General features: G+C 61.7%; 25 protein-coding genes and 1 tRNA gene. 15 read left to right on the forward strand and 11 right to left on the reverse strand.

The annotated features are described in order from the left end of the window. The first annotated feature begins 24 nt into the window (after positions 1–24). The 5 genes from FJQ54_RS15850 to FJQ54_RS15870 all read left to right on the forward strand — a co-directional run bounded on the left by FJQ54_RS15850 (position 25) and on the right by FJQ54_RS15870 (position 2,504). Positions 25–828 carry a double zinc ribbon domain-containing protein gene (locus tag FJQ54_RS15850; protein ID WP_140929390.1) on the forward strand — a complete coding sequence of 268 codons (804 nt, stop codon included), beginning with the start codon at positions 25–27 and terminating at the stop codon, positions 826–828. Beyond that, entirely contained in the window at positions 815–1,072 is a 258-nt protein-coding gene (gene grxC, locus FJQ54_RS15855; RefSeq protein ID WP_140929391.1) for a glutaredoxin 3, read from the forward strand. The genes FJQ54_RS15850 and grxC overlap by 14 nt, the downstream gene beginning before the upstream one ends. Continuing rightward, entirely contained in the window at positions 1,069–1,914 is an 846-nt protein-coding gene (locus tag FJQ54_RS15860; RefSeq protein ID WP_140929392.1) for a carbon-nitrogen hydrolase family protein, read from the forward strand. The genes grxC and FJQ54_RS15860 overlap by 4 nt, the downstream gene beginning before the upstream one ends. Next, entirely contained in the window at positions 1,911–2,387 is a 477-nt protein-coding gene (locus tag FJQ54_RS15865) for a DUF1178 family protein (protein ID WP_140929393.1), read from the forward strand. Before FJQ54_RS15860 ends, FJQ54_RS15865 begins: the two co-directional genes overlap by 4 nt. A gap of 40 nt (positions 2,388–2,427) precedes the next feature. After that, positions 2,428–2,504: transfer RNA gene (locus FJQ54_RS15870), tRNA-Arg, on the forward strand. Between the two features lie 7 nt (positions 2,505–2,511). Here FJQ54_RS15870 and FJQ54_RS15875 read toward each other — a convergent pair. Genes FJQ54_RS15875 through FJQ54_RS18135 form a run of 3 tightly spaced genes read right to left on the reverse strand, consistent with a single transcriptional unit; the run spans position 2,512 to position 4,113 of the window. Further along, positions 2,512–3,588, reverse strand: a complete 1,077-nt coding sequence (locus FJQ54_RS15875; RefSeq protein WP_140929394.1) for a tyrosine-type recombinase/integrase — start codon at positions 3,586–3,588, stop codon at positions 2,512–2,514. After that, a complete protein-coding gene (locus FJQ54_RS15880) occupies positions 3,585–3,842 on the reverse strand; it encodes a hypothetical protein (protein ID WP_140929395.1) in 258 nt (85 codons plus the stop codon). The genes FJQ54_RS15875 and FJQ54_RS15880 overlap by 4 nt, the downstream gene beginning before the upstream one ends. Further along, positions 3,835–4,113: a helix-turn-helix domain-containing protein gene (locus FJQ54_RS18135; RefSeq protein ID WP_408006034.1), complete on the reverse strand. Its 279-nt coding sequence runs from the start codon at positions 4,111–4,113 to the stop codon at positions 3,835–3,837. The genes FJQ54_RS15880 and FJQ54_RS18135 overlap by 8 nt, the downstream gene beginning before the upstream one ends. On the opposite strand from FJQ54_RS18135, the gene FJQ54_RS15890 reads away from it, so the two are divergent. The 3 genes from FJQ54_RS15890 to FJQ54_RS15900 all read left to right on the forward strand — a co-directional run bounded on the left by FJQ54_RS15890 (position 4,063) and on the right by FJQ54_RS15900 (position 6,145). Beyond that, positions 4,063–4,539, forward strand: coding sequence for a helix-turn-helix domain-containing protein (locus FJQ54_RS15890; RefSeq protein ID WP_140929396.1), 477 nt, complete (start codon positions 4,063–4,065; stop codon positions 4,537–4,539). The two genes, FJQ54_RS18135 and FJQ54_RS15890, sit on opposite strands and share 51 nt — an antisense overlap. An 11-nt stretch (positions 4,540–4,550) precedes the next feature. Then, positions 4,551–4,826: a hypothetical protein gene (locus FJQ54_RS15895; protein WP_140929397.1), complete on the forward strand. Its 276-nt coding sequence runs from the start codon at positions 4,551–4,553 to the stop codon at positions 4,824–4,826. Between the two features lie 578 nt (positions 4,827–5,404). Next, positions 5,405–6,145, forward strand: coding sequence for a hypothetical protein (locus FJQ54_RS15900; RefSeq protein WP_140929398.1), 741 nt, complete (start codon positions 5,405–5,407; stop codon positions 6,143–6,145). A 42-nt stretch (positions 6,146–6,187) separates the two neighbouring features. On the opposite strand, the gene FJQ54_RS15905 is transcribed toward FJQ54_RS15900, so the two are convergent. From FJQ54_RS15905 to FJQ54_RS15935, 7 genes are all read right to left on the reverse strand, one after another. Then, positions 6,188–7,222: a virulence RhuM family protein gene (locus FJQ54_RS15905; protein ID WP_140929399.1), complete on the reverse strand. Its 1,035-nt coding sequence runs from the start codon at positions 7,220–7,222 to the stop codon at positions 6,188–6,190. Continuing rightward, complete coding sequence (locus tag FJQ54_RS17980) at positions 7,212–7,346, reverse strand: hypothetical protein (protein ID WP_268920592.1); 135 nt, start codon at positions 7,344–7,346, stop codon at positions 7,212–7,214. The genes FJQ54_RS15905 and FJQ54_RS17980 overlap by 11 nt, the downstream gene beginning before the upstream one ends. Positions 7,347–7,606: 260 nt before the next feature. Further along, positions 7,607–8,977 (reverse strand): UvrD-helicase domain-containing protein, encoded by a 1,371-nt coding sequence (locus tag FJQ54_RS15915; protein ID WP_207790446.1) that lies wholly within the window; start codon positions 8,975–8,977, stop codon positions 7,607–7,609. 697 nt (positions 8,978–9,674) lie between these two features. Beyond that, a complete protein-coding gene (locus FJQ54_RS15920) occupies positions 9,675–10,097 on the reverse strand; it encodes a hypothetical protein (RefSeq protein ID WP_140929401.1) in 423 nt (140 codons plus the stop codon). 13 nt (positions 10,098–10,110) lie between these two features. Next, complete coding sequence (locus FJQ54_RS15925) at positions 10,111–12,981, reverse strand: site-specific DNA-methyltransferase (protein WP_140929402.1); 2,871 nt, start codon at positions 12,979–12,981, stop codon at positions 10,111–10,113. Beyond that, positions 12,981–15,998, reverse strand: a complete 3,018-nt coding sequence (locus FJQ54_RS15930; protein ID WP_140929403.1) for a BPTD_3080 family restriction endonuclease — start codon at positions 15,996–15,998, stop codon at positions 12,981–12,983. The genes FJQ54_RS15925 and FJQ54_RS15930 overlap by 1 nt, the downstream gene beginning before the upstream one ends. Before the next feature lie 189 nt (positions 15,999–16,187). Next, complete coding sequence (locus FJQ54_RS15935; protein WP_235890500.1) at positions 16,188–17,063, reverse strand: WYL domain-containing protein; 876 nt, start codon at positions 17,061–17,063, stop codon at positions 16,188–16,190. Positions 17,064–17,238: 175 nt separating this feature from the next. Between FJQ54_RS15935 and FJQ54_RS15940 the strand changes: the two genes are divergently transcribed. Genes FJQ54_RS15940 through FJQ54_RS15960 form a run of 5 tightly spaced genes read left to right on the forward strand, consistent with a single transcriptional unit; the run spans position 17,239 to position 21,293 of the window. Next, a complete protein-coding gene (locus FJQ54_RS15940) occupies positions 17,239–18,186 on the forward strand; it encodes a CBASS oligonucleotide cyclase (protein WP_140929404.1) in 948 nt (315 codons plus the stop codon). Beyond that, complete coding sequence (locus FJQ54_RS15945; RefSeq protein ID WP_140929405.1) at positions 18,186–18,677, forward strand: HORMA-1 domain-containing protein; 492 nt, start codon at positions 18,186–18,188, stop codon at positions 18,675–18,677. The genes FJQ54_RS15940 and FJQ54_RS15945 overlap by 1 nt, the downstream gene beginning before the upstream one ends. Then, the gene (locus tag FJQ54_RS15950) at positions 18,674–19,570 is read left to right on the forward strand and encodes an AAA family ATPase (RefSeq protein WP_140929406.1); all 897 of its coding nucleotides are present in this window, start codon (positions 18,674–18,676) and stop codon (positions 19,568–19,570) included. The genes FJQ54_RS15945 and FJQ54_RS15950 overlap by 4 nt, the downstream gene beginning before the upstream one ends. Next, entirely contained in the window at positions 19,570–20,733 is a 1,164-nt protein-coding gene (locus tag FJQ54_RS15955; RefSeq protein WP_140929407.1) for a hypothetical protein, read from the forward strand. The genes FJQ54_RS15950 and FJQ54_RS15955 overlap by 1 nt, the downstream gene beginning before the upstream one ends. Further along, positions 20,730–21,293 carry a 3'-5' exonuclease gene (locus tag FJQ54_RS15960; RefSeq protein WP_140929408.1) on the forward strand — a complete coding sequence of 188 codons (564 nt, stop codon included), beginning with the start codon at positions 20,730–20,732 and terminating at the stop codon, positions 21,291–21,293. Before FJQ54_RS15955 ends, FJQ54_RS15960 begins: the two co-directional genes overlap by 4 nt. A gap of 102 nt (positions 21,294–21,395) precedes the next feature. Here the strand turns inward: FJQ54_RS15960 and FJQ54_RS15965 are convergent, their stop codons facing one another. Beyond that, the gene (locus tag FJQ54_RS15965; RefSeq protein ID WP_140929409.1) at positions 21,396–21,893 is read right to left on the reverse strand and encodes a GIY-YIG nuclease family protein; all 498 of its coding nucleotides are present in this window, start codon (positions 21,891–21,893) and stop codon (positions 21,396–21,398) included. Between the two features lie 211 nt (positions 21,894–22,104). On the opposite strand from FJQ54_RS15965, the gene tnpA reads away from it, so the two are divergent. Then, positions 22,105–22,473 (forward strand): IS66-like element accessory protein TnpA, encoded by a 369-nt coding sequence (gene tnpA, locus FJQ54_RS15970; protein WP_140929410.1) that lies wholly within the window; start codon positions 22,105–22,107, stop codon positions 22,471–22,473. After that, positions 22,470–22,811: an IS66 family insertion sequence element accessory protein TnpB gene (gene tnpB / locus FJQ54_RS15975; protein WP_268920593.1), complete on the forward strand. Its 342-nt coding sequence runs from the start codon at positions 22,470–22,472 to the stop codon at positions 22,809–22,811. The genes tnpA and tnpB overlap by 4 nt, the downstream gene beginning before the upstream one ends. Positions 22,812–22,820 lie beyond the last annotated feature (9 nt).

Here is a 22,820-nt window from a genome sequence, read left to right on the forward strand (position 1 = left end):
CTCATTTCATGCTAGCTAGCCGGGATGGCCGCTGACAGTCTGATCCTTGCTTCCGCCCGCTCGGCGACGCGCGCGCTGTTCGATCTGCTGATGCCGCCCGCCTGTATGGCCTGCAAGGCCCCGGTTGCAACGCCGATCAGCTTCTGCGGCGATTGCTATGCCGCGCTGAAGCCGATTTCCGGCGCGCGCTGCCTGCAATGCGCCGTCCCGCTGCCGCTGAAATGGCAGACGGAAACCCACTGCCTCGGTTGCCTCAGCGAACCGCCCCGCTTCGATCGCACGGCGGCCCCCTTCCTGTATGACGGCCCGACAAGGCAGTTGGTGCTGGCCTTCAAGAACGGGCGGGAGGCTTATGCCGCCCCGATGGCCGCCGCCATGCTGCGCGCCGCGCCGGGTTGGGCCGGGCCGGAAACGCTGGTCTCAGCCGTGCCGCTGCACCGCTGGCGGCTGGCCTCGCGCGGCTACAATCAGGCGCTGGTGCTGGCCCGCGCCATTGCCAGTGCCACGGGTGCGCCGCTCGATCCGGAGCTGCTCCTCAGGGTGAAGGCCACGCGCAGCACACGCGGGCTTACCCGGCCGCAACGACAGCGCAATGTGCAAGGCGCGTTCCGGCTGGCCGACGGCGCGAAAGATCGGATCTCCGGGCGTGACATCCTGCTGATCGACGATGTGATGACGAGCGGGGCCACCGCCTCTGCCGCGGCGGGCGTTCTGAAGCGCGGCGGCGCGGCCCGCGTCTCCGTGCTGGTCCACGCGCGGGTTGCAGCGACAGACATGGCTCCATATGTTGAAGGTGCACGCAGTCAGGACGATCATGGCCAGAGTTGAAGTCTACACCAAATTCTACTGCCCCTATTGCACGCGCGCGAAGGCGCTGCTGGCATCGAAGGGGGTGGAGATTGAGGAATATGATATCAGCATGGGCGGCCCGCAGCGGGCGGAAATGATCGAGCGCGCGGGCGGCCGCACCACGGTCCCGCAGATTTTCATCGACGGCCGCCACATCGGCGGGTCAGACGATCTCGCCGAGCTGGACCGTGCAGGCGGGCTGGATCCGCTGCTGGCAGCATGACGAAGCTCGGGCTGATCCAGACCCGCACAGGCCTCGATCCGGACAGGAACGCAGCCGAACTCGCCCGATCCGCTGAACAACTGGCGGCAGAAGGCGCGGAGATCATCTTCACGCCCGAAATGTCGGGCCTGCTGGATCGCAATACCAAGCGGCTGATCGCAGCCTCCCGCACGGAAGCGGACGATCCGTCGCTCAACGCACTGCGCGATGCCGCCCGGCGGCACGGCGTCGCCATCGCCATCGGCTCGCTCGCGATCCGCGATACACAGGTGTCGCCCGAAGGCCGCCTCGCCAACCGCAGCTTCCTGATCGCGCCGGACGGCCGCATCGCCGCCCGCTACGACAAGATGCACCTGTTCGACGTCGATCTCCCCAACGGAGATCGCTATCGCGAATCGGCCAGCTTCGTGTCGGGCCAGCAGGTGCAACTGGCGGACCTCGCATGGGGCCGGCTCGGCCTCACCATCTGCTATGATGTGCGCTTCCCGCAGTTGCACAACGCGCTGGCGCTGGCCGGCGCGCAGCTGATCGCCCAGCCTGCCGCCTTCACCGTCCCCACCGGCGAAGCGCATTGGCATGTGCTGCTGCGCGCCCGTGCCATCGAAACCGGAGCCTTCATCGTGGCGGCGGCGCAGGCGGGCCAGCATGAGGACGGCCGCGAAACCTATGGCCATTCGCTGGTGATCAGCCCCTGGGGCCGGGTGCTGCTGGATATGGGCACGGAACCGGGCATCGCCACGGTCGATATCGATCTGGGCGAAGTGGCGGACGCCCATGCCCGCATCCCCAACCTTGTCCACGCCCGCCCGCTGGCCGCGCCGCAGGTGGCAGACGCCCGATGATCCTGTTCGATCTGAAATGCGGCCAGTCCCACATCTTCGAGGGCTGGTTCGGCAGCAGCGCCGATTATGAGGCGCAACAGGCGCGCGGCCTCGTCTCCTGCCCGATCTGCGGCTCGGCCGAAGTGGACAAGGCCGTGATGGCCCCGGCGGTCTCTCCCAAGGGCAACCGCGTGGTGACGGCGGCGGAACGTCAGGCCGAAACGGCCCGACTGCAAGCGTTGCGCGCAGAGGTGGAGGCGAATTGCGACTATGTCGGCCGCGATTTCGCCACCCAAGCCCGCGCCCGCCACGAAGCAACGGAAAGGGCCGCGAACGGGGCAACAGCGAATGGGGCAGAGGCAGACAGCACAGCGCAAGCCCCAGCCCGCGGCATCTACGGCGAAGCAAGCCTCGCAGAAGCAGTCGATCTCCTCTCGGAAGGCATCCCGGTCGCCCCACTCCCCTTCCGCCCCCGCCGCCTCGCAGACGCCTGAGACTTGCGAATTCCCGGCCGATGCCGCAAGGGCGCGCCATGGTCCCGTAGCTCAGCAGGATAGAGCGGCGGTTTCCTAAACCGTAGGCCACTGGTTCGAATCCAGTCGGGACCACCACCCTTTTTCATTTCTTGTCTTCTTTCAATGCCTTGGCTGAAGATTTGTCTAGCTTCGCACGATGCCTAGACAATTTTGCAGCACCTGCGTCTGCGAGTTTCGCTTTATTGGCCTGCTGAATGTAGCGGATCGGCTCACGTTCGGTTTTCCATCCACCCCACGCCATCAACTCTGGCACCGTAGCGCCGGCGAGCGCCATTCGGATCGCCGCCAACTTCCGCAAGCCGTGGGCACGGCCGGGAACTCCGGCCGTCCGGCATCGATCTCCGAACCAGTTGCCAAACCCGGCATCGGAAAAGGGGCGACCGAACTCTGTGACCAAAAAGCAAAGACTATCCGCTTTGTGCTTGTTCAGCGCAGCGCGGAGATCTCGCATGATCGGGATATCCAGATCTTCACCATTCTTGCGCGCCCGGAATTGCAGTCGATCACGCTTTACATGCTGTGGTCCCAGTCGAATGGCGTCACTCCGGCGAGCGAAGGTGCCCAACATCAGATGCATAGCCAAATGCTCTTTTGAGCCTAACGGAAAACACCGATTGAAACTGACGATTTCTTCCTCAGTCCACGCTCTGTGGCCGTCGGTCTTGCGAGCGTAAGGTTTGGTTTCCCGCCAAGGATTGGTCTTGGCGAGGTTCGGAATGGACCATGACCACAACGTCTTCATCCGCTTCCGAAAATTATCGGCTGCAAACGGGCGGTCCGCCATTTTGGCAAGAATCCGGCGTGCTCCGTCAGCGTCAAGGCTCGAAACTGGATGCCCCCCTATCGCTTCAGTCAATCGTCCGAGCGAAGTGTTCCAGGCTTTGCGCGTGGCTGGCCCCTTACGTGACCATTCGTCCGAAGCCCGGTACCGCCCCACCATGTCACCAATAGTACCCGGCAAGTAGCGATGGGCTCCAATTGTTGTCGGCGTGACCGTGCCAGCCATGAGCGCATGATATTCTGTTTCCCATTCTGGAGAGAATAGTTGCGCCTTCATATAGGTATCGATGCCCTTCTTCGCGCAACGGAAGCGATAGCGTGCAATACCGCCACCATCTCGAAAGAAGCTGACGTAGCGTGGGAGACGAACTTGCTTCACCACTTGCCGACTTCGATTGCGTCATCAATATCGCTTGGAGAAATTGATTCACCCGAGGTCAGCGGAAAGGTTTCAACTCTTTTTCTCCCATCGGGAGAGAAGTTCAAAACGACGCGCACACCTGCGGAGGTGCCGGCCTTGAAAGCGGCCGTCAGTTCACTTTGCGTGAAAGCATTGACGCGCTTCTTACCAGCTACACGGCCTTCTGAAGCGGGAAAGGGCGTTTGAATTTCAATGTGACTAAACTCACCCATGGCTTACCTCCGGTTCCACCATATTCGTGTCCAAGAATTCTTGAATGGCATTCTGGGGGATCAGGTAGCGATTGCCGCGCTTCAAATGACGAATGCGGCGCTCAGCTAGCAGCTTGCGTATCGTCTTAACCGACCAGCCAGAGCGTTGAGCGAGCTGTCGAGGGGTCAACAGATCGCCTGAAATGCCTTGCATTGCTATTTTCTCCCAAAAACGAGCCAGATGGGGTATGACTTGGCACATGATTCGTTTCAGGGAACGAATGAACACCATTGGGGAACAATTGTCAACATGACGGGGATGCAGGGTATTGGCAGTCGGCTGGCGTCTGCGCGCGCGAACAAGCAGGTATCGCAGGTTAAGGCCGCGGCAATGCTCGAGATTTCCGACAAAACCTATAAGAACTACGAATTAGAGAAGCGAGAAATCCCATTGTCGACTGCCATTGTGTTTTGCGAAGCCTTCGAAGTTGATCTGGAGTGGCTGGTCGGGTTGCAGGCGAATGCTGGGGAGAAGAGTGTCGCGCTTGTCTCGGAAACCATCGAGGCGCTTTTTTCGGAGGCGCAGGAGCGCAAGTTGTCTCTTAGCCCGAATCGGGCTGCAAAAATCGGCACGTACATTTTCCGCAACTCCACCCAAAAGGGCACGAGCCCCCAAGCTGAAGCTGGGCCGATCTTCGATATGTTGAATGATACGTGAGGAGGTGAAAAGTGATGGGCGGACGACCGACACTTGAGGCCAAGCTAGCCGACCTGGCGAACAAATTTCGCTTTGTGGGCATGGCGCTTGTTCTGATCGCCGCCTTGGCTTTTATATTCGACCCTCGCGGAGATGACTGGCCCTTCGATCTACTTTCATTTGTTCTCGCGATCATGTTGGCGATTGGTTGCACCTTGCTTGTCTGCGGACAATTAATGGTTCGCAAGCTTGTCGGCTTTGGTTCGATGGAGCCGCCACCTGTGACAATACCGAAATTTAAAGATTGAACCCCGCGTGGCTGCATCTGGCGGATTCTGGAAGCCTGCAATCATTTGAAGTCGTATAAGCCCGAGACAGCTTCTGAGAGCAGGTGCTGTGCCAACCCCATGCTAACGCCTCCACCACGTCGCGGATGTGTCGACCCAACATGTTAGCGTTTCGACCAATCCTTTAACATGTAAGACCGAACATGTTAAAATTCGGTCTGCATTCTACACCCCATGTCGCGCCACCTTTCGGCGTCCAAAATTGATCAAACGAAGATCGAGATTTGGGAGGTGGAGGTGCTGACGTGGGGGACGGAAGATGTAGGGGCGCACACGGCCGCCCCCTCCAGCAGAATAGGATCATTTCCTTCGCCGCAGCGATTGCGCGTTCGTCCATTCCAGCTATGCTGGAGGGACTGTCCGGTACGTCCCGGCGGGGAGGCTTCAGAACCTCTTGGCATAGCAGCCGGTCGACACAGATGTCGGCCGGGTGGCCGTCACGCATGTCCAGGGTCCGCCTAAAGGTGGCGGCGCCTTGTGCTATGCAGGGTTCTGAACACCCGGCTCGGGCCGCCTCCGGATGCAAACGGAGACAGGTGATGGCCCGACATATGAAAAATCCGCTCGCGTATCCGGCGGCAAAGGCCCGCCACCGTTTCCATCCAAGCAAAATACTGGCCGTCGCTGGAATGCTGGCCGTCTTCGCCGTCCAGAATCCGGCCATCGCGCAGGACCGCAACCAGTCCAACGAACTCTATCACATTTTCGACCTGAAGACGGCTGCTCCCAAGCGGGATGTAATCGCCGCAGCCGGTGCCGGCCTGAAGCGCAACACCAGCGATGCGCAGACGATGACGCCAATCGTGATGGGCGCGCCTCCCGAAACACCCGGCCGCTTTACCATCCGCAACCCGCTGGAAGGCAGCGCCAGCATGAGCGGGATTGCGGCGATGATCCCTGCCTCGCAATTGGCCCAGTTCAAGCAGGCCTCGTGCGATGGCGCGGTCTGGATCGCGAATGCGCTGCGCAAGGTCCGGGGTTCGCAGAACCTGCGTCTGACGCTGTGCCTGTTCCCCTATCAGCAGGGCTATCAGCTGAACGTCTATGGGATCGACGTGAAGGAACAAGGCGGGGGGATTTCCGCGCGTCTTGGCCTGGCCCTGGCCGAACAGGTGGTTGGAAAGCCCGACGGGTGGACGGAGAAGACCATCCTCGACGTCGTCCGGGAGATTCAAGCAAAGACCGGGGCGACGGTCAGCTATGTTGAAGGGCAGCCTGAGATCGCCGGTAAGCCGTGGGAAGTGCCTGCGGCGGGCGTCGGCGGAGAAGGCGCGCAATGAAGAGCTAAGGGCCAATCTCCCTGTCGAGTTCAGCAACAGCGTTCATTTGCCCTTGTCCTTAGCGCTGGACTTAGGCCGCGCCGCGCCAATCTGCTTTGCCTTCGCAGTCGCCTCGATGAAATGCCGTTCCACCGCGCTGGGGGCTTCCAACTGCCGCTCATGCCACTTGTCATATTGCGCAACCGCCTTGGCCTTCGCGACATCGGCGGAAATCTTGCCGGCATGGGGCAGCACTTCGCGGTCGCCCAGCTTCAGGAAATCGTCCAGCTTGGATATCCAGCCCTGCATCGTCATCGGCTTGCGCGCCATCGCCTGCAATTCGGCAAACTCCAGATAGGCAGTCACGATGCGGTTCAGCGCCTCGATCTCGTCTGCTTCCAGATAGTTTTTGGCGACTTGCGCATCCGCCTTGCGCGGCGGGCTACCCTTCGTCTGGTTGGCCCAACTGGTCAGCCCCATATGCTCCTTGCTGGCGTCCGCCCGCTTGGCGATGATCTCCGCCGCCGTATGGCCGTGGGCTGCCCAGTGCATCTTGTTCTGTACCGTCTGGAAGAACAGCTGGCTGGCCTCTGCGCTGCCGTCATAGTCCACGCTGGTGGCATAGATATCCAGCACCTTCTTGTAGAACAGCTTTTCCGAGGATCGGATATCGCGGATGCGGGACAGCAGCTCTTCGAAATAGTCAGCGTCCGGCTCCTTCAGCCGGACGTCGTCCATCGCGAAGCCCTTCACCAGATACTCGGAAAGGGTGGTGGACGCCCAGCGCCGGAACTGGCTGCCCCTGAGGGAGCGTACGCGAAAGCCGACGGCGAGGATCATGGGCAGGCTGTAATGCGCCACCTGCCGCGCGACGCTGCGTTCGCCCTCAATCTGAACTATTGAGAATTGCTCAATAGTTGCCTCCGGCTGCTCACCCTCCTCGAGTATCGCCTTGATATGCTTGTTGATGTTGGAGACCGTCGTCTCAAACAGTTCCGCCATCTGTATCTGCGACAGCCAGGCGGACCCGTCCTGCGCCTTCAACTGGATAACGGCCTGGCCGTCCTCAGTGTTGTAGAGGATCATTTCACCCGACATAGCCAAGCCTTTTCAGATGGTCGAACATCACTGCCTCGGCCTCGTCGCGCTTGGCGATCAGCATCTGCAATTTGGCGATTTCCGCTGCCACGTTCACGGCTTCGTCATCCGCGCTCGTCTGCACATATGGAACAGGCGCGCGACGTTCAACGTGCGATTGCAGTGGCCGGCGCACGCGCAACATATCACCGGTCTTGGTTGCTGTTGGAGGGTATAACCGTCGGCCTCGTCGCCGGTTTCTGGATCCGTCGGCATAACTGCCATCCGACCTAACAATCTGTCGGCCTGAAACCTGCCGTACACTCATCTCGGCGTGTAAAGTTCGCAGATAGCGCGGAGTCCGATCCCTAATCAGCGCGGTGCTCACGAGCTACCGGGCGAGTTTCAGTGCCTAACACCAGTTCCAAAATCATCTAAGTATTCGGAGGCAGGCCGCACGCCAGTCAGCAGAAGATGTTCGCGGGCTCGTGTGCAGGCAACGTAAAGCAGTCGCCGCTCGGTCTCGTATATTTCGTCGAGTTCTGCCTCGTCCGCCGCGTCGGCAACACGTTCATCCAGCGGCAGGATGCCCTGATCGCAGGCCATCACCACTACAGCGCGAAATTCAAGCCCTTTGGCAAGATGCATCGGCGCCGCTGTGATAGCACCCCCTTCCGCTAAGCCCGCCAACGCCACACGAGCACGGACAACGAGGTCTGAGGTGCGGACGAAGATGCCGACCTCGTGAGCGGCTACACCATCAGCGATCCATCCGGCAATTGTCTCACGCACCACGGTAGCTTCGTCAGTGCCGGAGGCAAACGTTTCGACTTGCGGCGACGGTCCGTCGAACACTGACACGATGCCGCGCCGCTCATCCTCCAAACCATCAACGTCCCGCAAAACGACGGGCAGCAGATGGTCGGCAGCTTGCCGTATCTGCTGCGATGTGCGGTAACAGACCTTAAGCGTATGCGATCGGCCGCGCACCTCGACGCCTAGACTCGACCACGAATAGGGATGCTGAAAAATCCGCTGTCCTACGTCGCCGGCCAAGAAGAGCGCGTCCGATGAGGCGGGCGCCAGTGCGGCGAAGAAACGAAGCTCAGCCGGCGCCAGATCCTGCGCTTCGTCGAGGATGATGTGGTCGAACGGCTTGCGCGACCGGTCGGCCAGCGCCTGCGCCAGCCCAGTGAACACTTGCGCCCAGGTGGTGTAGCGCTCCGCCGCCAAGGCAGACCGCACCGCATCGAATACCGGCCAAAGCCTTTCGCGCTGGTTCGGGCCAAGCCGGCTCTTCCGGCCCATGCGCTGAACGGTCGAATAGGCGTCGAACGTCGTGATGCCCCATGCGTCGATGACGTTAGTCCATTCGGACAGCAGAAATCGGTCGGAAAAGCCCTTCAGTTGTGCGGCGTTCGCGGCCTCGCTCAGCCGTTCGCGCAGCAGGACATCAGAAGCAATGCGCGGCCGCACGCCGTGTTCGAGCTGATACATTTGCTCGGCGATGCCGCGGAACGAGGCCGTGGTGATGCGCGGCACGATGCCGCCAGTCTCGGGCGCCAGCACCAGCAGCTTCTTCGCCATCGCTTCGGCGAGCGGTTGCGAGAAGCTGGCGAGCAGAATACGGGCTTGAGGATTCTCGCGCGCAAGCCGCACTGCGCGGTGAATCGCGACGATCGTCTTGCCCGTGCCGGCAGAGCCCGCAACCGCGCGGAGCCAGCAAAGCTGCGGTCGACAAGGTCGCGCTGCGACGGATGAAGGAACACCCCCCATTTTTCCCAAGGAAAGGCCAAAGCCTGCTCGAGTTCGTCTTGGTCGGCGATCGGGCGGATACGGCGCAGCGCATCAGGATGCGTGAAAGGATTGGTCGCGGCGGGCGCGGGAGTGGGAACCGGCAGCGCGCCCGTCGCGGCGTATTCCAGCAGCGCCTCGGATGCTTCGCCCGGTAGATGCTCGGCTAGTGCAAAGAACTTTTCCTCGGTTGCCGCACGGACATCGGCAAGCCAGTCCATGGGCACGCCGATCGACAGCAGGGCGTCGTCGCCAAGCGAGGCAAACAACTGCGGTTGCAGCGTTGTGGTGGCTGTCGTTTCGGGCATGACGAAGTCGAAGGTAGCCGGCGGCGCGATATCCTCGACCCGCTCCCGCACCTCCACGATCTGCACCGCGCCGGTGCGCGGATGCGCCTCGATCCGGCGGCGCTCGGCCCAAGCATAGGCACCGTCATGATGATCAACATAGGCGACCAGCATCGAATCGCCTGTCTTGTGGATGATCAACCGCACGTCGCGGCTTACCCGCGCTGACCAGAAATTCTGATCCTTGCTTTTTTCGATGCGGTGAAGCTGGAGGCCGTTGCCGGTCGCGTCCACCTGCAGATCGAACACGCTGGCCTTTACCGCCTTCTGATCCTGCGTGGAAAGGCGGCTGAATGCAGCGGTGAAAGTATCGGCGATAAGGAAGTTCATGGTTACGGTTTTGACACCATGCGAGCACGCTGCTTTTCAAGATCCTTAGTCTTATCTTCGATGGCTCGCGTGGCGCTAGCAATCGCAGCATTGGCTGCGGCGAGTTTTGCGGTTTGATTATTCAGTTCTTTGTCGGACTCTCGGATCGTACTCTGCGCAGATATTATTGCGCTCTGCAAGGTAAATACTTGACCATTTACTTCTTTCATCGATCCGTACAGAGATAAGGCTGCAGCGCCCAATGTTACCGCGACTACGGCTATCGCGACATACAGAATTCTCTTGGTCAGTTCCTTGGCGCGAGTTTCGACAGCGTCTTGAAACTCGGCTTCAAGTTTCTCCATCCGCCCGGCATGTTGGTCAGTAAGTCTTTTGATACTCTCATCGACTTGGGCCTTGATTGCCGCTTCAAGATCTACAGCCATATCTGCCTCCCGCTTACACCCCAAACACCTTCATCACCTCGTCGCCGAAGTGGTTGATGACCTTCACCGCGATGCGCCCGCCTGCCGGTCGCTCGAACGGGCGTGAAGTATCGGAATACAATGTAGCCCAGGCATCCTCGTCGATTTCGGCCCGCAGCGCGGTCTTGAGGCTCTTGTAGGGGTCGTTCGCGCCCAGGAAATAGGCGTGGCGGACGAAGAAGCTCTCTTCGTTGTAATCGGTGTCGATGAACCAGGCCGCGATGCCCTTGGTGTCGCTGGAGCGGATGTCGCCGGTGTTGGGGTCGAACACGTCGACGCCGTTCACTTTCACCCGGATCGTCGCGCCGCCATCATCTAGCACCTTCACATCTGGTTCCCCGAATACGACGAACATGTTGCCGCGGCCGGTGTTCTTCAGTTCTTCCGACATATGCATGTCGGGGTTAATCCGCGCCTTTAGGATGGTGAGGCTGCCGAGCTTGTCGAGCTCTGACGAATGCGCGTCGAAGTTGAAGGCGCAGGCGATCAGCACGTCGAAGCGGTTGTCCACCGCCTCGCGTGCGGCAGCGACCAAGTCCTGCCGGCCGACGGTGCCATATTCGGGGCCGATCAGGATCGCGGCGCGGCGTTCTGGGCCATCCTCGCCTTCGATGCCCCGCCCTTCGATAAACGTCGCGGCGGCACCGATGAAGTCGCCGGGCCAGGGTGCGATACTCTCGAAGGTGATGCGGTCGCCCCTGGCCTGCTGCTTGACGCCCTCGGCCTTGAGATAGTCGATGACGATCGCGGCGAAATCGCCACCGGCAAGATCGGCGTCGGCGGCCGAGCGGGCGGCGTCGATCGTCTCGCTCAGTTCCTCCTCGCTGGCGGGGAGGACGCGGTGCGGCGACAGGCTCTCGACCGTGAACGGGCCAGCAACGCGAACGCGGGCGCTGTCGGCGTAAGGCTTGTCGTAGAGATATTCCACGTCGGCGCGCGCGGCGATACTGGCGTCGATCTCGCACTGGCGGGCGATGCGCGCTTCCCACCATTTGGCGTGCGGGTCGGCAGCAGCGGACGGCGCGGCGGCAGGCAGTTCGTGCAGAATCTGCCATTCCTCCCATGCCTCGCCCGTCGCGGCGTTCAGTTCAGCGCGCAGTGGTTCGAGCACCGCTTGCCACTTCTTCCAAATGTCGTCGATCAGCGGATTGTTGGCGATCGATTTGAGCGTAATGTGCGGCACGCGCTCATAGACGAAGCCCTGTCGGATATCGTCGTGCACCGGCGTCTCGGGCGGCAACGTTTGCGTGAGCGCGGCTTCCTTGGCGCGCCCCTCGCGGCTGTCGGCGAGCAGATACCACGGGTAGCGCGCCGCCATCAGCCGCGTGCGGGCGAGCGCCAGCGCAACGCGGCTGGTGTCCATCGTGATCCAGCGCCGGCCCCATTGTTCGGCGACATAGGCGGTGCTGCCGGAGCCGCAGGTGGGGTCGAGCACGAGATCGCCCGGATCGGTCGTCATCTGCAGACAGCGTTCAATCACCTTTGTGTTCGTCTGCACCACATAAACCTTATCGGCCGAGAATGTGCTGGTAGCTGTATCCTCCCAAAGATTAGTTAGAGTTGTAATCGAAAAGTCAGTCGCAAACTTCTTGCCATAGAGGCGATTGGCAATGATCGCTGTGCGGCCGGCACGGACCAGATTTTCGGTTGCGATCTTGCCCCACTTGTAGCCCTTGTTGTTGGGCGCGACGAGGTCTGTCCCCTCGGCTCGGACCGGACCAAAATGCGCCTCCCGGCCCGTCCCCCAGATCTCATCGGTTGCCTTGAACCGGACCCCGTCGGCGCCCTGATAGTTATAGGTTGAGTCCAATTTAGCTTCGGTTTTCGCGGGGAAGAGCGCCCGCACCTTCTGACGGCGGCGATCCTTCGCATACCAGAGAAGGTAATCAGATATTCCAAAGATGGTATTGGTGCTAACAGCCGTGCGGAAGGTGATCAGAGATCTGAAGTTATCGGCTCCAAAAATCTCGTCTAGAAGGTTGCGAACGAGATGGACGTTTTCCTCGCCCATCTGCACAAAGATTGAGCCGCTGTCAGTCATCAGATCGCGCATCGCTGTGAGCCGGTCGCGCAGATAAGTCAGATAGCTGTGGATGCCGTCCTTCCAGGTGTCGCGGAATGCCTTCACCTGTTCGGGCTCACGACTGATGTCCGCTTGCTTACGGTCGTTCACTTCGCGCGATCGTGTCGACACCTGCCAGTTCGAACTAAACTTGATGCCGTAGGGCGGGTCGAAATAGATGCACTGGACCTTGCCCTTCAGGCTTTCGCGCTCGGACAGGCTGGCCATCACCTGCAGGCTGTCGCCCAGAATCATGCGGTTCGACCAATGCTGGTCGTGCTGGTAGAATTCGGCGCGCTGGTCGGGTTCGACGCCGTTGAAGTCAGCGAACAGATCGGGCGCATCGGTGGTCGCCTCGCGCACCTCGGTGGTGCGGCGCTTCAGGTCATCGATGATCGCCTTGGGGTGGATCTTCTCCTGGATGTAGAGCGGTGGCACGTTGACGATCAGGTCCGACCAATCCTGCCGGTCCTTGCCGCGCCAGACGAGTTGCGCGTCGGCCAGTGTCAGCGTGCCAGTTTCGGCGAGAGTCGCCTGCTGTTCCGGCGTGATCGTGATTCGCGCCCCGTTCCAGATAATCTCGGGCACGCTCGGTTCCTCTTCGGTTCGGGTCTCGCCCTCGGCCAGCGGCCGGGCGCGGGGATAATGTTTGGGCGGCAGTGGATCGGTGTCCTCCACCCGGCGGAAGAAGCTCTCCATCTCCGCCGTCGGGATATTCCGCCGCATTGCCTCGTCGTGACGCAGCGCGCCGACCTGTTTCGGGGTGCCGGGCTTGCGGGCCATCAGACGGCCGCCCCGTCGATGAGCTTGGTGACCAAAGCCTTGAACTCTTCCTCGGTGGTGTAGGGATCGGTGAACTCAGCGAATGCCCAGCGCCCGTAGCCGCCGAGCGCGTTGACGCCGGGCACCCACAGTTCGCGCGCGGTTTGCGCCTTGGCCTTGTCGCTTTCGTCGCGCTGGCCTTTCATTTCGACCACCAGATTGAGCGGCTCGGCTCCAGTGTCCAAACGAACGAGGAAGTCGGGCAGGTAGCGCCGCATCGCGCCGCCATCGAGATAGGGGATCTCGAAGCCGAGCGCCTGGTTCTTGGCATAGGAAAGTACGCGGTCGTGCCCTTCCAGCGCCTGAGCCAACGCAACCTCCCAGCTTGAATCCCGGACGACGTGACTGATCTGCGATCGGGGCGGCTGAGCACCGGTCTTCCAGCACTCCTTGGAGGTGATGAAGTTGACGTGCCGTGTCGATCCGCTCGGATTGTAGGGATCGAGCACCGCGACGATGTGGCCGCCACCGCCGCGAGTGCAGGCGATATCAATCTTCTCCGCAGCACGGGCGAGTTGCTCCTGATAGAGGATCGCGCCGATGGGCACACCCTTGGTGACCAAGTACCCTTCGTCGATCCAACGTCTTGCGAGCCGCTGAATCTGAGGGAACAGATGCTGTTTGGGAAAGCCGTCTTCGTCGCGGAAGTGCGTGTAGAGCAGATGCTTGGCGAGGTTGAAGCTAATCTCCGAGGGGCGTAGCTGCGCCAGCACCTCAGGCGTGATGGTGACGCCAGCGCCGACGATGCCCTCCATCGTCACCGAGGTCGGACCGATGTCCTCGGGCGTAATGACAAGGCGGCTGTCTTCGTCGAATTCAGCGTGCAGCCGGTCGGACGGAAGCTCACGTCGGTAGCCGCTGACACGCGGGAAGCGGATTTCCAGTTCCGCGCGCTCCTGGATCGCATGGACTCGGGTTACCGGCTTGGGCGGCTTGGGGTCGACCTTCTGCGGCGAACGCGCAAAGTCGAACGGAATGCCCATGATGTCGGCATATTCGACGTCGAACAGACCGTCCTTGTTTAGCTCGTATGACTGCCTGCGGAGACCACGACCGACAACCTGTTCGCATAGCAACTGCGTGCCAAATGCGCGAACGCCGAGGATGTGGGTGACAGTGTTAGTGTCCCAGCCCTCGGTGAGCATCGACACCGAAACAACGCAGCGAATCTGCTCGCCGAGCCGGTCCGGGCGGCCCACGGTGTTCATCACCTCGCGCAGCAGGTCGCTTTCGTTGATCTCGCCCTTGACGCTGCCGGCACCTTCGCGCGCGGCCAGTTCGCGCTTGAACTGCTCGATCTCGGCCGACGCAGCCTCCTTGAAGCCCTTGTCGAGCGCCTCTCCGGCTTCAAGCTGGCGAGAGTCGATTAGCAGTGTCCGGGGGCGTGGAAGTCGACCGCCATGCTCATCATAGTTGCGGAACAATTCGAGATGGCCGGCATGGAAAGCGGCGCGCTCGCCCACCTCGGCGTCGCCGCGTTCAAACCCTGCGATCCACTCGAACACCAGTTTCGAGATAGCGGTGTTTTGGCATACGACGATGAACACTGGCGGCACGCCAATGCCCGCCCGCTGCCACCGCTCGAATTCGCCGGCATAATGACTGTAGAGCGAGTTGAGCGCTGTGAGCAACAGTGGGTTGAGGTCGAACGGGCTGAGCTTGTTGGCGCTCGCAGTCGATTTCGGCATCGACTTGCCGATGTGCTTCCACAGGTCGCGATAAACGACTGTGTCAGTCTGGACGAGATTGTCGGTGACCGGCACACGCGGTAGCTTAACGATGCCGCTCTCGATCGCGTCCATCAGGCTGAAGTCGGACACGACCCAGGGGAACAGCGTGCCTTCCTGATAGCCGGAGCCACGCAGGAAGAACGGCGTCGCCGACAAATCATAGACCGCGCGGACGCCGCCGCTACGCTTGCCCTTCTTCAGCTGCCGGTCGAGCGCCTCAATGCCGTTGATCCACAGCCGCGCAGCTTCTTCGTTCTGCTCGGCTTCCTTCTTCTCGTCACCGGTCAGCGCGCCCTCGGTATCGCCGCCGACCTTGTGACGATAGCAATGGTGCGCCTCGTCGTTGATGACGTTGACGCGCTCGAACCGCAGCAGCTTGCCGCACGCCCGGTCCAGCATCTGTGCATCGGTTTCGATCGTCCGGACCGGCTCGGGGTCGTTGCCCTGCAGGAAGCTGCGCGCCGCCTTGGGCATCGCAAGCGTCTCACGGTGCTGGAAGCTGTGGTAGTTGGTGATGACGATCTCGGCGCGGCGGATCTCGGGCAGCATCTCTGGTGGCACGATCTCCCGCGTGTCGTAATAATTGCCCGATTCGCTCGGCAAGAGCACTCGCAGCCGGTCCTTGATCGTGATGCCCGGCGCGACGATCAGGAAAGCGCGCGAGAAATCCCTGGTTTCCTTGCGCGCAGCGTTGATAGCCTGCCAGGCAATCAGCATCGCCATGACGGTTGTCTTGCCGCTGCCGGTGGCCATTTTCATCGCAAGCCGGAACAACGCCGGATTGGCTTCCTCGTTGTCCTTGGCGATCTGGTCGAGCAGCCCGCGGGTCGCAGCCCGCCGCGGCGCGACTTCGGTCAGCCAGATCATCGTTTCGACGGCTTCGATCTGGCAGAAAAAGGGGTGAGGGCCCGCCCACTGATCTCCGGGACGACGCCAATGCTCGAGCAATCGCTGGGTTGCAGGCGTAATGCCCCAGTCGCCGGGGTTGGGAATCACGCGCCACGCATCGACATAGCTGCGGATCTCGTTGATCTTGGCGTTCTCGGTATAGGTCTCGAGGTCAAGCGATGCCTGCGCCACGGCGGCTTTCTTCCGCGACGCTGGCACCGGCACGACGAACTTCGACGGGCGACGCCCCGTGATCGGCTCGCCCTCGATAGGCTGGCCGTTATCGTCCAGCGGGTGATAAAGGGACGGTGGCGCATAAGGCGAGTTCAAGATTGGTCGTTCGTAAAAGCTATTCGTCACCCGCGCCCCCTTGCTCAGGCTTCATATTGGGAAGCGAGAGCGCGATCCTGATAGCGGATCACTATCCTTTCGGCGAGCGTTTGGTCGCTCATCTCCGCCCGGCCGATTTCTATTTCTTCGCGCACTTTCCCAGCATGTATAAGTTCATTTTTCCTATGGCAGGAACCTTCGAAATTGCTGGCTCAAGAGCTAGAGCGCCCAATCAGCCTTGCGCATAGCCTCGGCGGTCTGCTCTGCGTTGATCGTAATAATGTGCTGCGTTCTCGCTGGTTTGCCCGCCGGATTGTCGAGAAGCCCAAGTCGTTTCAGCACATAGAACAACATCGCGTATCGGACTTCGAGTGCTTTCGTCCCACCTTCCATTCCATAGTCTTTTTCAACACCAGTCCGCTGATTCTGGCTCAGTCCAGGGTGTGGGCCAATTACGACAACGAACCGGTCGTTCCACATCTTGTCGCTGTCGCCACCGAGACCCGGCCCGTCGAAATCGCGCGCTCCGGTTATGCGTGGAATGAGGAAGTCCTTAAAACGTTCGCTTTTGTGGCAGTATGCTCGCACATGCCAGCGGAAGCCATCGAATCCGAATGCGTGCGGAGTTATCCGCCGCCAACCGGGATCAGGCGCGCTCATGGATTGGTATCGAACTTCCAGCGAACGCTTCTCCCGCACGGCGTTTAAAACGGACTGCAGACAACCAGCATCGACGTCACGAGCTGGATTGAGCACGATATCTATTTCGGGTGGCGAGCCAAGCCAAGTCTCGGCCGGCTCCATCAAGCCCTCTCCGAACGATCGGAGCCGAACCAAATATTCCGACGGTCCCTCCGTGAGAAACACGGAGCTGAAGTGAGGACCAGCCACGTACCGCTTAGAGGTTTTGTCGTAAACGGCGTTTTCTGGCGCACGCTCCTGATACAGTGTCAGGTCTTTCGAGGCCTGCGGTTCTGACACGCCAAACGTCGTCATTATGTCGGAACGACGCACGCCGCCTTCCCAAAATAGGCGGAATTCGATGAACTCGAGCCGTCGCTCGACGCCCCACTTGATCTTACTTGCAGGTCCCAATGAACTACGCTCCGGATAGGGATAGAAAGTATATGGACAACGTTATAAGTCCCGTGTAATTTCTATCCCCATAGGCGAATCGTGTCAATCGATTCCTCACCCGGCGGCACCCCGCTTCCGGGAACGAGGAATCGTGTCTGGCGGGATCGCACAGGGAAACGCGAAAGGGCCTTCAATGCCGCTGAACAATACACAGCTGCGATACTACGACTATAACGTGCTCCGCCTGCCCAAGGACAAGCGGACCGAATACAATGCGCAGGTCGATCGCCTGATCGAAAACCTGCGCAAGAATGTCCGGGACAAGACCGAGATCAAGATCACGAAGGTGGTCAAGGCGGGCTCGTTCGCCAAGCACACCATCCTGCGCAAGACGACCGAGGATCCAGTCGACGTGGATGTGGTGTTCTACATCTCGGGTAAGGACGCGACGGTCGAGACGATCGAGACGCTGACGGCCGACATCACGAAGCTGCTGGAGGCGCAATATCCCAATAAGTCGGTGGAGGACTTCACCATCCAGTCGAAGGCGGCGACCGTCGCGTTCGTGGGCTCGGGACTGTCGGTCGACATCGTGCCGGTGATCCAAGACGATGAGGCCTCCGAATATGGCTGGCAGTACGACATCCGCGACGGCAGCAAGACCCACACCTGCGCGCCGTGTCAGGTGAACTTCGTCTACAAGCGCAAGCAGACAGATCCCGACTTCCGCACCTTGGTCCGGCTGGGCAAGCGCTGGAGCCGCCGGGCCGAGGTGAAGGGCCTCAAGTCGTTCCACGTCGAGCTGATCATGGCGCACCTGCAGGACACCCTGGGCAAGCCGACGAGCATCGAGCAGCGCTTCCGCGACTTCCTCCTCTACATCGCGCAGTCGGAGCTCAAGCAGGTCATCACCTTCCCGGAGAACGGCTCGTCAATTCCCTCCTTCAGCCATCCAGTCGTGATCATTGATCCGGTGTGCAACACCAACAACGTCGCCAGCCGGATCTCCGAGGCCGAGCGCAAGGCAATCGTCAAAGCGGCCCACGAAGCCTGGGAAACTGCCAACTTCGCGTCAATCGAGAACGATGACGCGGTGTGGAAGGAACTCTTCGGCCCCAAGTTCCGGACGGAGGACCAGTGATGAACACGACCACCACCACCGAGACCTACAGCACCACCGACATCCAGAACGTCGTGCGGCGCTTCCAGGCCGACCTCAAGATGATCGCCGACAGCACCGGGGCCATCTCGAGCGAGGACGTGGCGAACTACGTTCACGACATCGAACTGCTGGCCAAGAAGGGATACCTGGCCTCCGTCGACGTGACTCTGCTCGACTTTGCAACAGAGGTTTGCGCCGCGCGCTACACCGTCGACACGGACGCGGGCGGGCTCGTCTCAAGCCGGCCGGGCAATGTAATGTGGCCTCGGGTGACATCCCCGACGCTCCGCATCGTGGTTTACTACACGAGTACCTACGACCCTGATGCGCGCCAGGCGATGGGCAGCAAGCTCCACTTCACCTGGTCCACCAACTACGACGACACCAGCCATGCCAGCCTCAACGATGGCGGCGGGCGCAACTATACCAGCGGCTCGTACGGGCTGAAGCGTAAGGATTGGACGAAGTGAACCAGACCGATATCTTCGACAGCGAGACCGTCGTGCCGGACGCGGGCCTTGCGCAGCGCGCCGGGACGCTTCTCGGGTTCCAAGAACGCTACGCCCGCGTGCACGATCAGCTGCGACTGCTCCTCGCCGCCGACAAGCTCGGCGACTGGAGCCAGCGCCACCACAGCCGGCCGCTCGCGATTACCCACCTCGTCGCCGACCAGTATCCGCTGGTCGTGTTCCACGGCGACGTCGGCACCGGCAAGACGGCGATGGCCGAGTGCATTGCCAACCGCCTGCTCTCCGAGGCCCGTTCCGAGGACGCGACGATCTTCCGGCTGTCCAACCGCGTGCGCGGCAGCGGCAAGGTCGGCGAGATGACCACACTGCTCGCCGAGGCCCTCAAGCGCGTCACTACGTCGGTCGGCAAGACGCGGCGCGCCGTCCTCGTCATCGACGAGGGCGACAGCATCGCCGCGGCCCGCACGCAGGAGCACAGCCATCACGAGGACAAGGTCGCGGTGAACACCCTGATCCAGGGCATCGACGACTTGCGCCGCTACAAGGGGCGCATCGTCGTGATCCTCTGCACCAACCGGTTGAGCGTCCTCGATCCGGCGCTGCTGCGCCGCGCCGCCATCGTCGACCGGTTCGACCGGCCGACCGACGTGGAACGCCGCGCGCTGCTCGAAATGGACCTCGACGGCCTCGACATCACTCCGGCGCAGATCGGCGAACTGGTCGAGCTGACGGGCCCGATCCAGGCGAAGCCCGGCTGGACCTATTCGGACTTCCGCACCCGCTTTTACCCCGCCGCAATGGCGAAGGCCTTCCCCGACGGCCCGCTCCGCTACGAACATCTGCGCGCCGCCGCCACCGAGATGGCCGGGTCGCGCGTGATGGACGACCGCTGATGGCCCGCTCCCCCCTTCTTGGCCGCCGCATCCACATTGCCGGCAGCATCTCCAAGGATCCCTCTTTCGCGTCCCTGGACGACGTCGCCGTGGCGCGCGAGATGGTGTCCGGGCTGGTGCGCGCCCTCATGAAGCTGGGCGCGACGTTCGTCGTCCCGGTCGACGCCGAGCCGAAGCGCGACGACGGACAGCCGATCTGCTTCGACTGGCTCGTCTGGCAGACGATCAGGGACACGATCTCGACCCGCCCAGCCAGCGCTCCGGTACCACTCGCGGTCGCGGTCCAGCACCACAAGAACGAGGACCAGATTCCGGAGGAGTTCCATGCGCTGTGGGACGAGATGCGGGATTCGCCCGTGGTCCGGATGGAGAGCGCCGCGCGCTGGAACATGAACAGCAAGCGCATGGAGGTGCAGGCGCGGTACGGCGACATCCTGATCGCGCTCGGTGGCAATGAGGGGGTGCGGTTCCTCGCCGACCTCTATCATGCCGCAGGCAAGCCGGTGATCCCGCTGAACCTGCCGATCACGTCGGAAAACGAGGGCAGCCGCCGCCTCTATTCCTTCGGTGAAGCGAGCGGCAACAGCCGCAAGTTGTTCCAGATCGCGAACGGCGGGGATTCGCACGACTGGATCAACCGCATCCGCTTCCCGGCCCGTCAGTCGGTGCAGGACAGGGTCACCGTCCTGGTCGGCTTGCTCGAGAGCTTGGAGCGGCCGAGGGCGTTCGCGGTCCGCCTCTTGGCGCCCGACCACAACGAGTTCGCGGCTGTCCAAGGGTTCTTCGACACCGTCGTGCAGCCGGTGATCGAGGGCGATCTCGGCTACCGCCTAACCGTTATCGACGGTCGCCAGGCGTACGATCACGCGCGCATCGACGACGAGATCTTCGCCAAGCTCCACCGGGCAAGCGTCGTGGTCGCCGACATCACCGGGTCGCGGCCCAACTGCTTCCTCGAACTCGGCTACGCGCTTGGGCGGTCCATCCCTACGATCGTCACTGCGCGTGACGGCTCCGACACGCCATTCGACATCAAGACGCTTGCGGGGCACCACTGGAAGACCGACGGTACCGCCGAAGACCGCCGCAAGGCGTTCCGCGAGCACTGGGAGGCGGTCCGCAACCGTCCGCCGCTCGTCACCGTGGAGGAATTGATCGCGTGAGCACGTCCAAGCAGGAAACCTTCATCTCGATCGACGTAGAGACGGCGGGCCCCATTCCAGGCGAATACAGCATGCTCTCGATCGGAGCCTGCGTCGTGGCCGACCCGTCTGCGACGTTCGCGTGTGAGCTGAAGCCGATCAACGCTAGGTTCGTGCCGGAGGCGCTGGAGGTGTCGGGGATGTCACTGGACCGGCTTCAGCGGGAGGGAACGAAACCCGAGGCGGCCATGCATCGATTCCGCGCTTGGATCGATGAGGTCGCGGGCGACAGCACGCCGGTCTTCGTCGGGTTCAACGCGCCGTTCGACTGGTCGTTCGTGAACTACTACTTCCACAAGTTCACCGGCGAAAACCCGTTCGGATTCACCGCCCTGGACATCAAAGCGCTCTGGATGGGCTTGTCGGGCTGCACTTGGGCGGACACCCGCTCAAGCCGCATCGCGGAAGAAATTCATCCCCAACTCGACGGTGATCACGATGCACTCCACGATGCACTGTACCAAGCCGAGCTCTTTCGGTTGATTCTTAGCCGGCGATCTCGCCTCATTCCCGCTTTGTAACCGAACCATCCGGCCACCCTCCTGCGTTGAAGCGCCAAGGCAACTTCCGCACCATCCAGGAGGGTGGCTAGATCAATTACGCGGTGTCCGACGAGGCCGCCGCTAATCCCATCCTGCCGCCTCCATGGCAGCGGCATATCGGATCCGGTCGACGACCTTCTCCATCTCGCGCTCGGTCAGTATGTAGCGCTGAAAGAACCAGCGATTGCAGAGTATGTATCCGGCCTTCAGCAGACGCTGGGCGTGCACGGTCTCGGCGATCATCGCATCGAGCTTGGTATCAAAACGCTCGATGACCTCGATCTCCGCCACGACGTTCTGCAGCAGCAAATTTCTCAGCCGCCGGTAGATCACCTTGTTGCCAAACTCGTTGTAAGCCGCGCATCGAAAATGCTGCTTTACCCGGCGACGGATCCGCCTTGAGACCCCGACATAGATTGGCAACGCCTTGAACTGGCCCAACGGATCAGGCTGTGTGGGATCGAGGATGACGTAGACGACATGGGTTGCACCGTCCGCCTGCTGACCGACGCGCTCCGCCATATCCTCGATGATCGTATGAAGTCCGGGCCTCGTGTGTTTTTTGCGCATTCCGGCCATGACGAGCCTCCTTCCGGCTGATGATGATCAGCCACGAAGCCCCCCTCTCTCCTCTCGGCCTGCTGGCAGGCCGCCCGCACCCGACGTCATGGTCCTGTGTTCTGGCAGGTGCGGTCTCGTTTGGACGTACCCATCCGGCGAGCCCCGCCTTGCCCGACCGCTGAGTGAGCGCTGTTAAGCGTGCTCTTGTGCGTGCGCTTAGGAGCGGTGGATGAGCCAGATCACGGTGTTCGCGGGGCCGGAACGGCGCCGGCGGTGGAGCGAGGAGGAACGGCTGCGTGTGCTGGCCGAGGCGTTCTCGCCGGGGGCTTGCGTTGCGGAGGTCTGCCGGCGGCATGATATCTCCACCTCGCTGATCTACACTTGGCGGAGCAAGCTGCGGCAGGCCCATGCCGAGGCGGAGGCCAGCGAGCCGCCCGTGCCAGCCTTTGCCGAGGCCGTGGTCGTCGATGAGGGTGCTGGGTCCTGTGCCGGAACAGCACCGGCGATGGTCATCGACCTGGCCCGTGGCAAGCGGATCAGCGTGTTTCCTTCGGCGTTGCCGGCGCAAGTGGTCGCCGTGCTGAAGGCTCTGCGGTGATCCCTGCCGGGGCGCGGGTGTGGCTGGCGATGGGGCACACCGATATGCGGAAGGGCATGCAGGGCCTGGCGCTGCTGGTGCAGCAGGCGCTCGAGCGCAATCCCCATGGCGGGGACCTCTTCGTCTTCCGCGGCCGGGCCGGATCGCTGGTGAAGATCATCTGGCATGACGGGATCGGCATGTCGCTCTACGCCAAGCGGCTCGAGAAGGGCCGCTTCGTCTGGCCCTCGGCGAAGGACGGGATGGTCTCGCTGACCGGCTCGCAGCTGGCCTGCCTGCTCGAGGGCATCGACTGGCGCAACCCGCAGTACTCGTGGCGCCCGGCCAGCGCCGGATAGGCGCAAAGC

The sequence above is a fragment of the Sandaracinobacter neustonicus genome, assembly GCF_006385875.1.
GTDB classification, from domain to species: domain Bacteria; phylum Pseudomonadota; class Alphaproteobacteria; order Sphingomonadales; family Sphingomonadaceae; genus Sandaracinobacteroides; species Sandaracinobacteroides neustonicus.

Excerpts from the sequence above, each read along its gene's own strand:
- FJQ54_RS15915 (WP_207790446.1), bottom strand. The coding sequence starts at position 8,977 with ATGGGGGGTGTTCCTTCATCCGTCGCAGCGCGACCTTGTCGACCGCAG.
- FJQ54_RS15865 (WP_140929393.1), top strand. The coding sequence starts at position 1,911 with ATGATCCTGTTCGATCTGAAATGCGGCCAGTCCCACATCTTCGAGGGC.
- FJQ54_RS15890 (WP_140929396.1), top strand. The coding sequence starts at position 4,063 with ATGGGGTATGACTTGGCACATGATTCGTTTCAGGGAACGAATGAACAC.
- FJQ54_RS15905 (WP_140929399.1), bottom strand. The coding sequence starts at position 7,222 with ATGTCGGGTGAAATGATCCTCTACAACACTGAGGACGGCCAGGCCGTT.
- FJQ54_RS15850 (WP_140929390.1), top strand. The coding sequence starts at position 25 with ATGGCCGCTGACAGTCTGATCCTTGCTTCCGCCCGCTCGGCGACGCGC.
- FJQ54_RS15925 (WP_140929402.1), bottom strand. The coding sequence starts at position 12,981 with ATGGCCCGCAAGCCCGGCACCCCGAAACAGGTCGGCGCGCTGCGTCAC.
- FJQ54_RS15900 (WP_140929398.1), top strand. The coding sequence starts at position 5,405 with ATGGCCCGACATATGAAAAATCCGCTCGCGTATCCGGCGGCAAAGGCC.
- FJQ54_RS15920 (WP_140929401.1), bottom strand. The coding sequence starts at position 10,097 with ATGGCTGTAGATCTTGAAGCGGCAATCAAGGCCCAAGTCGATGAGAGT.
- FJQ54_RS15965 (WP_140929409.1), bottom strand. The coding sequence starts at position 21,893 with ATGGCCGGAATGCGCAAAAAACACACGAGGCCCGGACTTCATACGATC.
- FJQ54_RS18135 (WP_408006034.1), bottom strand. The coding sequence starts at position 4,113 with ATGGTGTTCATTCGTTCCCTGAAACGAATCATGTGCCAAGTCATACCC.
- grxC (WP_140929391.1), top strand. The coding sequence starts at position 815 with ATGGCCAGAGTTGAAGTCTACACCAAATTCTACTGCCCCTATTGCACG.
- FJQ54_RS15880 (WP_140929395.1), bottom strand. The coding sequence starts at position 3,842 with ATGGGTGAGTTTAGTCACATTGAAATTCAAACGCCCTTTCCCGCTTCA.
- tnpA (WP_140929410.1), top strand. The coding sequence starts at position 22,105 with ATGAGCCAGATCACGGTGTTCGCGGGGCCGGAACGGCGCCGGCGGTGG.
- FJQ54_RS15945 (WP_140929405.1), top strand. The coding sequence starts at position 18,186 with ATGAACACGACCACCACCACCGAGACCTACAGCACCACCGACATCCAG.
- FJQ54_RS15955 (WP_140929407.1), top strand. The coding sequence starts at position 19,570 with ATGGCCCGCTCCCCCCTTCTTGGCCGCCGCATCCACATTGCCGGCAGC.
- FJQ54_RS15860 (WP_140929392.1), top strand. The coding sequence starts at position 1,069 with ATGACGAAGCTCGGGCTGATCCAGACCCGCACAGGCCTCGATCCGGAC.
- FJQ54_RS15940 (WP_140929404.1), top strand. The coding sequence starts at position 17,239 with ATGCCGCTGAACAATACACAGCTGCGATACTACGACTATAACGTGCTC.